Origin of the sequence: Rickettsia endosymbiont of Ixodes scapularis, from assembly GCF_000160735.1 — a bacterium.
Classification (GTDB): Bacteria; Pseudomonadota; Alphaproteobacteria; order Rickettsiales; family Rickettsiaceae; genus Rickettsia; species Rickettsia tamurae.
This window is the reverse complement of record NZ_CM000770.1, coordinates 765,485-778,173: the sequence shown is the minus strand read 5'-3', so window position 1 is coordinate 778,173 and position 12,689 is coordinate 765,485. Positions and strand designations below refer to the sequence as shown.

The following is a 12,689-nucleotide window of genomic DNA, read 5'->3' as shown; positions in this document are numbered from 1 at the left end:
TTAATAGGATAAATTTGAATCAGTATGATTATTATTAAACCTTTGCTGTTGCATTATAGGCATCTGGTTTTTTAGTTGCTGTGGAAAGCTCTTATGCATTTTACTTTTAGCATGATCAAGTAAATCACTAAATAGCTCCTCTAAATCAAATTTAGAAAAATCTATTCTTTGTAACTCTTCTACTGTAAACCCACGACAATTAGCCTGCTGCCCTGTGCCAAAACTAATAGCTAATTGTTTTTTGCCTTGCTCTTGAAATACTCTTGCAAGTTTTGAATAAAAACAACAATAAGTAGATTTTTTAGTAATACATGTCTTAAATATTTTATCTTTCTTAGCACAATATGTCCCAACATAGTAGCACTGACCTTTTGCCCTTTTTAAGGCTAAGGCTTTTTCTTCTGCATTACACTGGCTCAGCCCTAAATCCTTACCCCAACCTTTGAATCCAGAGCAACAATTAAGAAAATTGCCAATATTTGTTTTGCGGCAACTGTTGGCATGCCCCTTAAATACTGAAATTGGATTTGTCTGCATATCTTTTTTCATTTCATTTAACATGGCAAGGTGCCCAATACTTGCAATATCATTATTTGGCACAATAGTTGCAGTATGACAATTCCCTCCTAAACAAAACATTTTCGATCCTGCTATAGAGGAGCTAAGCTCTTTTTTCTCATTAGAGCATATGTAATCTTTGTGCCATTGCAAACAGATACTAGCAGCTTGCCTAATGCAATTGCTCCTTGCAAGTTCACAACCTTGCTTCTTTAAATGATCACACCCATATTTTGGCTCACTACTACATTGATATTTAATTTGCTCGCTCCAGCATGGACGATTAACATTATATTGATTAAAAAACAACTTATTACCAGCTTCAAGACATATGCGATTTATTTCATGGCATTCATTTTCCTCAACCAAAGCTTCTGAAACCTCATTTACTATTTGGAAGTATTCACCTTTTTCTCTAAATTCCTTGATTTTATCACGATATTTATAAGTAAAAACATATCTATCCCATTTTACTATATCACCATCCCAGCCTTCAGTTAATGCTCCTTCTCCTTGAGGAGAAATTCCTATATATGTATCAATATGATCAAGGGAAGTATTTAACTTAGCAACAATAGCTGCTCTCACTTCTTCCATTATGATCTGATTATTATGCATATGCATGCTGTATATTGTTTTACGCTTACCTAAACGTCTTTTCTTCTTCCAAAAGACAGGATAAAGCCAGTGACGATAACTGTTACTTATCTCAGAACCTGAAAATGCTATATTTCGATCCTGCCAATCTCCCCATTTATCTATTAATTCAGCATCTAGTATGAGGTTTCTGATAATATCTACTTCAAATTCTACCCCTTCACAGCAACTCTTATTAATTTTGGTTTTCAATACTTTTTCACTAACATTAAGTGCAGTCCCTTCTGTATGCTTTAATGGATCTGCCTCAATCTTAGCTGAATTACTAATTAAGAGATTGTCAGGATTAAGGTCATATTCTTGCATTGCATTTATTTTCTTCAGCTCACTTTGTTGCAGTAATTGCCCTTGTGCAGAGTTATTTAGAATAACACTACCTTGATTTGTGAAGTTTTGATCATTCATTTTACTTAAATTTGATATATTTACCTCTTTATCAAATATTATCTTATTGCCCATTTGATCAGGATTACCAAGCTTAATACTGTGTTCATACTGTCTGGCACTATTATAACTATCCTCCATAGTAGCAGAGTAAGAACTGATTGCATTCATCACTAAAATAACTAACATAATAATATTAATACTTTGTCTCACATTTGTTCCTCTTGCATTATCTGCAATGCATCATTTAATCCTATATGACCTGCTAGTTTTTTAACTTTGCCTTGGTTATTATCTATCACTACTATCGGTACAGAAGTAATTTGATATTTCTCAAATAGATTTGGATCAATATCAAAGCTAATACCAATTTCATCAGCTTTTGCTTTAGTTTCTAAAAAAGAATTATTTTTTAGACCTTGCATTACAAGTCTTGCTCCTTCTTGTTCTGCTTCAATATAATAACTCTTTAATGCTGAATCAGGCATTGAAAATGAAACAAAAATATAGATGTTATTATATGTGTTAGGCTCTAACTTAGGTTGTAATATATTGTGTAACAATACTGCTGGTTGTGCCAAAGAACTTGTTCCACCTAATATTAGTAAACAAGTTAAAATTATTGCCTTTAAGTTAAATTGCATATCTCTATATTTGTAAATTTAGCTTCTACATCATCATCACAACATCAAAAGAGACAACATGTCCTTTTTCTCCAAATCAAATAACCAAAATCCTCACCTTTAACAGGAAATTCTTTTCCTGCCTGCCAGCTTATTTCAGTCTCGCCAATCTTTTTACAAGAATGTACCTCTGGTATAGGATAAGTCATTTGCAATCTATACTGACTTTTTTGCATTATTGGCATTGGATATTTACCGCATAATCCTTTGCTTCCCATATAGCCCCAGAGTAATAATTCACGATGTAACTTAGCCATAAATTTAGCCACTATTAATGCGGAAGATCCAACTCCACCATTATGAGAGCTAGTTGTACCTGTAAATGGATAAAGAGATCCTTGACATCCCCCACACCAAAACATCGTATCATTTGAGAGGTTACCAGAACTACAGCTTACACAATCAGCTATGCAAGCTGCCCCAGCTGCAATATTGCCAAATAATAAACTTTCAGGATTTAATATTGCAGATTTAGCATCATCTCCCCATAACGGATCAAATTCAGTTAAATATGCTATGTCAAATTGTGACATCTCTAAACAAGCAAAATCAAGTAATATCTCAAGCCAGTAAATAACTGGATAAATATACCAATGTACATGATAAAAGCTACTTCCCTCTATATCATCCTTAACTCCTTTTTGCATGCTAGTACCAAGATTAATGCCTCCAAGGCTTACCATACACATAGGAGATTTCGTTACATCAACTAACCGCACAGGCTCCCAAAATCCAATTGGAATACCAGGAATTGGCATAGGAATGCCGGCTTTAGGGCAAAAACAAATTATTTGCCTTGGGTTATTAGTATCAGCCATAGGGCTTGGCACTACTTTTACTGCTCCTATCGTAATTGGAAATAAACATTTCCAGCAAATATCAGTTATTGGATTTACAAATCTTCCTACGCAGCCAATCGATGCATAACTATAATTACCAAGCAAAATAATTATAATAAACATTATTAACTTCATTATTACTTGTATATTTCAGAAGTTATTAAATCTGTATTTGCTTGACAACCTACCTTTGCTTGTTCTGCTATCATATTATTTTTCTCACCGGCGATTAGATATACTACTTCTCCACTAGATTTTACTATTGCATGCACCTTACCTTGTAATACATGATCTATTATCTTTTCTAAATTTTGCTTTGCTTCTGATAATTGCCACTTTTTCATAGATTACCTCCGGATTTTATCAGTGTTTATTCACACCTTAATTTTTTACTTAAATACTATGACATTTCAATTAATCTTTATTTCACTAATTTTTAACAAAATCCCTTCTTGCTCTATTACAGCTGGCACTGCTTTTATTTTAAAACGAGTAGTAAGCACGCTACCTTGATCAAAAAATACCGGCTTATTTAACTTTTTTGCCAGCTTAATAGGATTTCCTTTAGTAAGTAATAATTTTCCTATTCGTAATTTAACCCACTTAATCTGCTTCTCGTCATCTCCATCAATAAACATTAATGGTTCTCCCCAGCTTATTTTCTCTAAAGGATTAACCTTAGTGCCAGCTTTTATTATTACAGCGTCACTAGAATCTTTAATATCAGTTTTTTGAATAAAACTTGGTTCTATAAACCAGCTTCGGTTTTCACTAGCTTTTGTTAAACCTCTTACTGGAGTTGGTCTAGAGATTTTTTGCTGTACTTTATTTTTAAATTCTTCTTGCATTTTCTCTAAATCACCATTGTGTTTTACAGTTTGAAGTTTAGCCATAATAACCTCTAATAATGACTCTTCAATAATTGGAAATACATGGCCTCTGACTCCATAATCTTTAATTTTTACTTTAGCATTTCTATCTGTTACTGTACTGATTGCATTAACATTACTTACCTGTAATATAACTAAAAATAGAAGAATGGAGCTTATGGCAATAATTTTTATGTCTAAATACCTTCTCATATTTTCCCATAAAACTTTAAACCAAGCCTCKCTCGTCCAGTATATTATTRATGGCATCTGTAACGCTCATTCCCCAATTCATCCTATCTTCTATGGCTTGGTAATCCCTAGCATTAGTAGAGGTCAGCATTAGAGTAAATGGATCTAACATTAATCTTGCCACAACTCCATGAACACTTGGTCCATAAATCGCTGCTTCACTATAATGCGGTGGATTTGAATTAATAGACTGCAGTAAATTTAGCTTCCAGTCCTCATCGACAAAACCTGCAAGTTTGGGGTTTGCTCTCATTGCTTTAAAGCTCTCAGGATTTTGCTTAAGAATAACTTTATGTGATGAGTTCTCAAAAGCTTTTTCAGCAGCAGATCCTGCTTCCCTAAAGTAATCAGTTAATTGCTGAGTAGCAAGGGTTATTGAGCCGTTGTATTTTCTAGCTATTCTTCCTGCTTCTTCAATAAATTCTCCAGATCTCTTGCCAGATAGTAATTTCCATGCTTCATCAATCATGATTAGAAAGGGACGCTTCCTATCACCTTTAACCATTGCTTGGTTAATATGAACAATCATGATTTGTACAATTACTGCAAGTAGTGCCTGGTTACTGCGAAGATGATCAGTTTCAATTACTACTATATCTGAGCTTAAGGATAATTTTGCCTTACCACTAAAAAACTTGCCATATTGCCCATCACGGGTAAATGGAAATAGCATATTACCAAGTTCTTGCGAGTAAGACTCTTCTCTTTTAAGCAACCAATCTGCTATGTCAGTTATCTCAGCTCTTGCTCCTTTTGCTTGCCAAACAGCTATTAAGGCTTTTTGTAGCATTGGTTGCTGTAAATCATTAGTGCCATACTGAGGAGCTGCCATAGTTGCTAGAATCGATGGAAAACTTGCTAAAAAATCTGCCTGTGCTTCAATTGAGCCTTCGCTGCCGTCTGCTGGAATTTCTGAAAATGGATTAATAGAAATAGGATTTTTTACATCAAATTCAATATAATTACCACCTAATAACAAACAAGTTCTTTTAAATGATCGACCATAATCAAGAACAAATACTTTGCCGCCTATACCTAAGACCGATAGCATTAATTCTTGCATAAACACTGATTTACCAGATCCTGGTACTCCTGCTATACAAAGATTAAAATTTTCATTTGGAGTTGCAGATGCACTATATAAATTTGAGCCAATTAATGCTGAGCCAAAAGGCGACCAATACATTATCTGTCCTCTTCTACCAGTAAGCAGCATTCCAGGAGAGCTTAAATCCCCTTTCCATTCACCAATGATGGGAAGTAACACCTTACTTTCTGAGGCAATAGTTTTTATGCCTCTACCAAGACTTGATAATGCTACGCCAACTCCCCGAATCTTTTTGTTAAATATATTATTGAATCTATTAAACCTACTAGCTATAGAATTTGGTATAGCTTCAACTAACTGCATAGGTAAACTAGCAAGTACCACCGCTAAATGATCATATTTACAAGGGACAAAATACCAACCACTTCTTCGCATATGTGAGCAAAACTGTGATGCTGCCTGTTTAGCTTTATTCTGCTTATCCCACATAATGACATTTAAGTGGATATTTACTACTCTATCGCCGTTTTGCAAGCACGCTACTGCTCCTGCTAAATCTTGTGCCTCTAGCTGCAGGTTAGGAAAAAACTTCCCCATCCCGGCATTAATGTTTCTCTCTAATGCTTCTCTTTTGGTAATAGCAGATGTTTTTGCCACTAACTGATTTGGTATAATCTGCAAACCAAAATGAATTAAAAAATTTGATCTAATATATTCATCTCGTCTTAGCTCATTACCTAAAAACAAATCCATGGCTGATAAACGCCACTCTGCCGGTCTTTTTCCTGCCTCTAAGCTTATAAATATTTGATTATCATTAAGACTTACATAATCTTCCTTTTCATATAAAGAAAAATTACCAGGTAAAATCTGCTCAGATAATATTTCATAAGGATTAAGTTCAGGATGTTCTTCTTCCCTCCAACCAAATATTAAACGGACAAATTTTAATAGCAATGTTGCCTCAACATTATAAGTAGTAAGACCAATTGATTTAAATGTATCTTGCAATACTTCTCTTCTTCGTATCATCTCATTAATATCAATCGTCAGCGTCGGAATAGTTACTGAAATTAATAAAACTACATCTTTGATATTTCCCTCTTCCTTTGCTTTTTGCTCTAAAAATTTTGTTCTTCTACTGCTAAGCTCAGCAAAGATGCTGCCCTTTCTATGTAATTGCCAGTTATCTAGATATTCTCTTATATGATCAGAGCCAATCATCAATATTTGAAAACTACTGCCTGTCGGTAAATTCTCATCACTTTTTAAAAATTCTGCAATCTCACCTTGAGCTTGCAAGCTTGTTCCAACAAGTGGCCAACCAAGTAGTACAAATCCTACTGAAGCCCTATTAAAAAACAAGCTACTCTCCTCATCATATGATTCATAAACAAAATGTTTAGCTAGTCTTTCCCGAGCAAAATCTTTATCAATTCCTGATATCATTATTATACCTTCCAAAGCATCTAGTAGAGCATCTCGATTTAAAATTAGGCTGATCATTATTATTATTTGGATTAAACATATCAAGATCTGCCATTTTATTTACTTCATATAATGATTTACATTTTAGTCCTTGGGGCAGCGGGCAATCAAAATCATTCCTATATGGCATCAACTTACAATTAGCAACGCTAAAGCTTAACATTAATAACAAAAGCAGATTAATTATTTTATTATTCATTAAAAATTACCCGGATATTGTTGTTCTGACTGCAAATCAATCTCTGTCATTTCATAAGTCCCATTATCCGGAGTAAAACGTTCTTGCAATTTAGTTTTTGCCTTAGTAAAACTTGTCACTTTATTCCTAGAATAATTTTGATTATTACTATAATTTGTGCTATTTTGCGAATAATCAGTAGTAGTTGGTGGTAGTAATCTATCTACTTTACCTGATTCTTTATTATCCCTTAAATCAAAACCTTTTTTAAATACTACATCTATTACTCTACCTGAAGCTACAACAATTACCGGACTCATGCTTTCTGCTCGTTTAATTGCAAAATCAGCAAGCTTTTCTAAAGCATTACCAGTGCCGGCATAAACACCGGCTTTTAGAGAATCCTGAGCTTTTAAGGCATTTTGTTGCCCAGTAATCGGTGACACCGGAAATATACTATTTGTTGCCTGGTTCTGAAAAAATTGTGCTATTCCGCCAAGTACGCCGTTAAGCACCGCCATCCTTGCGACATCTGATGATCTATCAACAACTATCCCTTTAATTCCAGGCCTACCATCCTCTCCTATTAACCACCCCTCTACTGATTTTTCAATTATCTTGCCATGACTATTTAGTAAAGATACCGTCTCTAACCGGCATTTAGCCCGCTCTGATGAAATATCCCCAGTGCATGAACCAATTAAAATTGCTTCTTTGATTTGCTCCGTTGTATATCCTTTAGAAAAAATAGCTGTATTAACAAGCCTTATCATTATTGGCTCAGGCGATGCGGCATTATTAGTGCCTGTCCCAACTACTACTCCAGTAAGCAGCACCCCTCTTGCAAAGCTGCCGGTAGTAATATAATCTTTAACGTCTTTTTTGAGCTCCACATCAGCTCTTTTTATATAACCAAGTAATCTTTTTACTGGAGCAGTAGGAGCAGCAGCAATGCTTTGCTCAGGGTTATTATCTAATAAATCTTCTATCTTGTGATTATTGTTAAAGTCATTGCCATCATATAATATAGTTTCTTTAAGAGGATTCTCTAATGATTCTAATTTTTGACTAAAATCATCAATTTTAGTTTTAGTTTCTAAATATTTACTCTCTATTAGTTTCTCTAAATGGTTCTGCATGTTTTTAACTTCGTTTAATATTTCTGCAGTCCATTTAGCTCTTGGATCTATGGCCTTTTCTATTCCGGATATTTCCCTTGATTGTCTATCTTCCGCTAAAACCATAGAAGTTTTTACCTCACTTTCTGAAAATCCATAAAATACCAAAATCATTATTACGCCTAGGCAAGCTAGAGTTACTAATGGTCTGTTTTTAATTATCTCTATAAGCCCTGATAATCTTTTACTAAATGTAGATGGTAATTTATGATCCTCTACTTTACCTTGTACTTCTTCCTGCTTATTGAAATCTTGATCCATTGCTTTTAATCAATATCCTAATTATCTAACTGATTTTCATCCCACTAGAGACCCACTCTAAATAAAATCCTAAAATAATACCAATAGCTACAATTGCTCCGGCAAGCCTTAAATTACCTCTGACCACTGCCCAGATTGATGACAAAATCGTTGCCCCTGATATCCCAATAGTTTTAAGTTTACCAGTAGAGAGGCCACCAATGCGATCTAACTGTCCTTCCAATGTTTCTCCCAAAGCAACTTCAGATAGTATTACATTTACACAAAAAATTAATAATACCGGCAATAAAGAATATATTATCCTTAAACACTGTTTATTATTTTCTTTTTCTATTACATCTTTGTTTTTTACATTCATGATGCTTATCTTCCTTATTATTAGTTAACTTTGTTACTTCTTGTTCTAAATCAAACTTAATAAGTCTAATCGGTGCTGGTTTAGTTTTAGTAAAATTCAGCATTAAATCTTGAATCGTACCATTTTCTCCAATTAGTGTTAAGTAAAGCTTAGCTTGGGTCTGCTGCGGTAAAATAAATAAACAGCCTGAATCATGTACTACTACTTCTGCAGCCTCCTCCGGATGGATAAAGATATCATTAATCTTTTCTCCTTCGATATTAATCCTAGTTGGAGCGTCTTTAGCTATTTGCAGCTCTAACAAAGAATCAGCATGTAACATATAACCTATAGCGTAAGTATTACTACTAAAGCTTGCAAGCATTATTCCAACAAAAACTACTAAGATCTGCAACTCTGACTTCAAACTTCTCATTGCTTATTTGCCTCTTCTTCCTTAATACCTGTAAGTAATAATAAATGATTTGCTCCTCGCTTGTAACTTAACAAATAAGTTTTATCAGCTGCTATATGCTTATTCTCGGAAAACCAATAACGAAATGTTCCATTAATTAATACTCCATCTTCGATGACTTTTACTTTTTTAGGAAAAAATACTGATGAAATATTAGAGCCCTTAACAAAATCTAAATGTTTTTTAAAAAACTTATCTAATTGCTCTGTATTACTAGACACCACCTTCATATCAGCTATTTGCCTCTCTACTCCTTCTGGCGAAGTAGTAAATAATTCTTTCATTACAAAAACTGCCCATTCTTTAAGATATGTCTCATGATAGCTTTTGGATGATACTATCATCCGACGATCCGGCTCTATTGCCGGAATTAATAACCATTTTTCTTCCGTGCTAATTGTTTTAATCATTCCAAGCAGACTCGTAACTGCAAGCAGCAATGTGATCAGCAATAATCTCTTATTATATTTAACTAGCTGCTGAATAGAGCTTTGCTTAAATAAATGATCCATTACTTGCCTACCTTTTTACCAAGCAAATTAGGATAAGAAGTAGGAGCATATAGCCATTTCTTGGCGACTAAATAACTTTTGAGTATAAAATATTCTGATAGTTTCTTAAACTTTTTAAATATATAGCAAAGCACAATACCGGTTATAATGCTAATGATACCAAGCTTAGCATGTCCGCTATTCAATAACACTATCCCAGGTACTATACCAAATAATATAACGAGCCACTCATCTAAGCTTAAACCCATATATTTTAAGGAAGTAGTTAATGACCAATATAATCTTTGATTTGCACAATTATTATTCATATAATAAGTGATATTTCCATTAATAGATCAGTTCTCTAGTGTGATGACATTAACATCCTAATTTTTACATTGCCAGTGGAGTTTTAAGCCATAATAAAAAAAGCTGTAATTCATCTAAAACTGTGCCTATCTGGAGATAAAATCTATAGCTCTATCTATGAATTTGTTGATAACTAGTAATAATTTTGTTAATATTAACTAAATAAATTATTGGTGAGTTGTATATGTTTAGAAGTGATATGGAGTTAAAACTAGAATGTTTAAAACTTGCTATCCACTCCTGCTGTAGTTATGATGCTGTGGATCTTGCAAAACAATATTATCGTTTTCTTGTAGAAAATAGTGAAAATGTGCCGGCTCAATTCCTTTTTAATAATAAAGCTAATTTAAATTAACCATTAATTCCAATTACTTATTTTAGGGTTAGTACGTTTCCAGAATTGTAACTGCTCTAGAGCTTCATCAGACCAAGTGACTTTCAATTTTTATTACCTGCCTTTTTTTTCTTTGCCTTTAAAAGGTATTCTGTAATATCTTCAGCAAGTACGCCACTATCATAGTTCATCCACCACCCATCTTCAGCATTTTCTATTTGAGCAATATCTTCTTTAGTAATTGATAAAATATAATCTTTAATATTATTTATTATATTAGCTTTAAAAAATTCCTGTATCTTTTCTTTAGTAATAGTATTATCTGCTTTCTCTATAGCTTCATACCAAATAGAATGTGTATGTGTTAAGTTACGTAAATAAGCAGCTGAATGTGCACCATAAAAAGAATATACTTTATGAATTAATTTTTTTTGTAGCTCGGTATAAATAGCAAAATCTATTTCGTAAGGCAAAGGGATTACATTATCTCTAAAGTTGCCAAATATTGAGCGTAAAGCTGGTACTACTGGCCCATGTTTCCAAGCCTTAATCTCTTCTTCAAACAACGCTTTATCAAATAAAGCAAGATGAATGCCTTGAGCAAAATATATTAATTTCTGTAGCTTTAACTGGGTTATACTATCCCCTGCTTCTCTATCAACTAACACTAAAAAATAATTAGCTACATCAAAACAGCTAAGTACTTTAGCTTTTTCTTTAGTATTCATAATTATAAATTTCTTCATTGTTGTAAAATCTTCAAAAACTCAATAATTCTTAAGAGTATAGAAGAAGCAAAAAAGGAATTTCCAAGCTTGTTGCAACAATTGCTTTACTACTTTCCTCTTCTAGCCTTTCTGTTCTTATAGAACTCACTTAATACAGGAATTATTATAACATGAATATATCAATTAATATATATTTAAGATTTTATATTTATAATAGTACTTACGGCTCTTTGCATATATTCTCGAGCAGTATCATTGGCAAGTCTAGTATACACTGCTGTTGATCTTGGATCTCTATGATTGAGAAGCTGTCCTATTACATATTGATTTGCTCCAGTCATTGCCATCCAGCTTGGTATTGTTCTTCTTAAATCATGGATTCTTAAATTTTCTATTCCTGCCTTTTTACAAATCCTCTTCCATGCTTTCTTTGGTTCTTGCAGGTGACCACTACTGCTAGTCTCACTTGGAAATACCCACATACTAGTAGATTGCTCTTTCCTGGCTTTTAATATTTCTACTGCCTGATCTAGTAAAGGTAAACGGTGGGGATCACCATTCTTAGTTTCTGGAAGATATAATTGTTTGTCAGTAAAACTTACTTGTTCCCATTTCATAGTAAGTAAATTATCCTTACGAACTGATGTATACAAAGCTATTAAGAAAAAGTCTTGCATTACCTGGTTTTGCTCGTCTGCTATTGCTGTAAAAAATCGTGGTATTTCTTCCCTAGTTAAATACCTGTCTCTGGATTGTTCCTTGTGCTTCTTTATGCCAATAACTGGATTTATTGTAAGCAATTCCCATTCTATTGCTTTACTAAATACAGGACTTAAAACTTCAAGAAATCTATTAGCTCCATATTTACCAGTTTTAGTTAAATTATTAAACAACTCTTGAATATCTGTTTTTTGAATAGTGGATATTTTTCTAGGATATAAATGTTTTGCATATCTATCTACAGAATCAGCATAATCTTTCCATCTTTTATTATTAATTTTACTGTATTCATCAAGGTATCTATCATAAAACTCTTTAAAGGTAGGCTCTTTAGATAATCTAGCTTTTTCTTCTATAGGATTATATCCTTGAGCAATTTTCCCTTTTAACTCAGATGCTTTGAGTCTTGCATCAATAATAGATAGATAGGGAAATACTCCTATTTTGATTCTATGATACTTTTTACTAAGTACCACTCCTAAATAAAATATTTTACTACCACCGTATGAGACGATTAGCAATAATCCTTTTTCTTTGGTATCTTTATATATATCTCGCTTTGCTTCTGGAGCTTTTATTTCTTGAAGCATTTCTTTAGTAAAAAGTAATGATTTAACTGGCATAATATTACCTACCATAGCTTAACTGAAATATATATTTAAAACTGTAGTATGTTTTAATTGTAATAGCAAATTCTATATCAAATATAATTACAATGAACTTGATTATTACTTTTACAATATAAACAACTAATAATTGTAATTATTGATTCATAAATTCAAAAGGTCCAAGTAAATTGCAAGGTAAAAATTGATCATAAAATTTGACTCGCTATATGCT

At 33.1% G+C, this 12,689-nt stretch carries 13 protein-coding genes; all 13 read right to left on the bottom strand.

The genetic code is table 11. The features are described 5' to 3' along the window. Complete coding sequence (locus tag REIS_RS03975; RefSeq protein ID WP_008579977.1) at positions 1 to 1,788, bottom strand: conjugal transfer protein TraN; 1,788 nt, start codon at positions 1,786 to 1,788, stop codon at positions 1 to 3. A 20-nt stretch (positions 1,789 to 1,808) separates the two neighbouring features. Then, positions 1,809 to 2,243 (bottom strand): TrbC family F-type conjugative pilus assembly protein, encoded by a 435-nt coding sequence (locus REIS_RS03970; protein WP_008579976.1) that lies wholly within the window; start codon positions 2,241 to 2,243, stop codon positions 1,809 to 1,811. A gap of 44 nt (positions 2,244 to 2,287) precedes the next feature. Then, on the bottom strand, positions 2,288 to 3,256 hold the full coding sequence (gene traU / locus REIS_RS03965; RefSeq protein ID WP_008579975.1) for a conjugal transfer pilus assembly protein TraU: 969 nt from the start codon (positions 3,254 to 3,256) through the stop codon (positions 2,288 to 2,290). A gap of 2 nt (positions 3,257 to 3,258) precedes the next feature. Further along, on the bottom strand, positions 3,259 to 3,465 hold the full coding sequence (locus REIS_RS03960; protein ID WP_008579916.1) for a type II toxin-antitoxin system prevent-host-death family antitoxin: 207 nt from the start codon (positions 3,463 to 3,465) through the stop codon (positions 3,259 to 3,261). 66 nt (positions 3,466 to 3,531) lie between these two features. Next, positions 3,532 to 4,203, bottom strand: a complete 672-nt coding sequence (traW, locus tag REIS_RS03955) for a type-F conjugative transfer system protein TraW (RefSeq protein ID WP_008579974.1) — start codon at positions 4,201 to 4,203, stop codon at positions 3,532 to 3,534. A gap of 16 nt (positions 4,204 to 4,219) precedes the next feature. Continuing rightward, positions 4,220 to 6,739 carry a TraC family protein gene (locus tag REIS_RS03950; RefSeq protein WP_008579973.1) on the bottom strand — a complete coding sequence of 840 codons (2,520 nt, stop codon included), beginning with the start codon at positions 6,737 to 6,739 and terminating at the stop codon, positions 4,220 to 4,222. Between the two features lie 237 nt (positions 6,740 to 6,976). Beyond that, entirely contained in the window at positions 6,977 to 8,395 is a 1,419-nt protein-coding gene (locus tag REIS_RS03940; protein ID WP_008579971.1) for a TraB/VirB10 family protein, read from the bottom strand. Positions 8,396 to 8,420: 25 nt separating this feature from the next. After that, complete coding sequence (locus tag REIS_RS03935) at positions 8,421 to 8,753, bottom strand: hypothetical protein (protein ID WP_037214437.1); 333 nt, start codon at positions 8,751 to 8,753, stop codon at positions 8,421 to 8,423. Continuing rightward, the gene (locus tag REIS_RS03930; RefSeq protein ID WP_037214435.1) at positions 8,713 to 9,168 is read right to left on the bottom strand and encodes a hypothetical protein; all 456 of its coding nucleotides are present in this window, start codon (positions 9,166 to 9,168) and stop codon (positions 8,713 to 8,715) included. The genes REIS_RS03935 and REIS_RS03930 overlap by 41 nt, the downstream gene beginning before the upstream one ends. Further along, positions 9,165 to 9,719 (bottom strand): TraE/TraK family type IV conjugative transfer system protein, encoded by a 555-nt coding sequence (locus tag REIS_RS03925; RefSeq protein WP_008579969.1) that lies wholly within the window; start codon positions 9,717 to 9,719, stop codon positions 9,165 to 9,167. The genes REIS_RS03930 and REIS_RS03925 overlap by 4 nt, the downstream gene beginning before the upstream one ends. Then, positions 9,719 to 10,027, bottom strand: a complete 309-nt coding sequence (locus REIS_RS03920; protein ID WP_008579968.1) for a hypothetical protein — start codon at positions 10,025 to 10,027, stop codon at positions 9,719 to 9,721. The genes REIS_RS03925 and REIS_RS03920 overlap by 1 nt, the downstream gene beginning before the upstream one ends. Before the next feature lie 478 nt (positions 10,028 to 10,505). Further along, the gene (locus REIS_RS03915; RefSeq protein ID WP_008579965.1) at positions 10,506 to 11,129 is read right to left on the bottom strand and encodes a Panacea domain-containing protein; all 624 of its coding nucleotides are present in this window, start codon (positions 11,127 to 11,129) and stop codon (positions 10,506 to 10,508) included. Between the two features lie 194 nt (positions 11,130 to 11,323). After that, complete coding sequence (locus tag REIS_RS03910; protein ID WP_008579964.1) at positions 11,324 to 12,487, bottom strand: tyrosine-type recombinase/integrase; 1,164 nt, start codon at positions 12,485 to 12,487, stop codon at positions 11,324 to 11,326. Between the last annotated feature and the right edge of the window lie 202 nt (positions 12,488 to 12,689).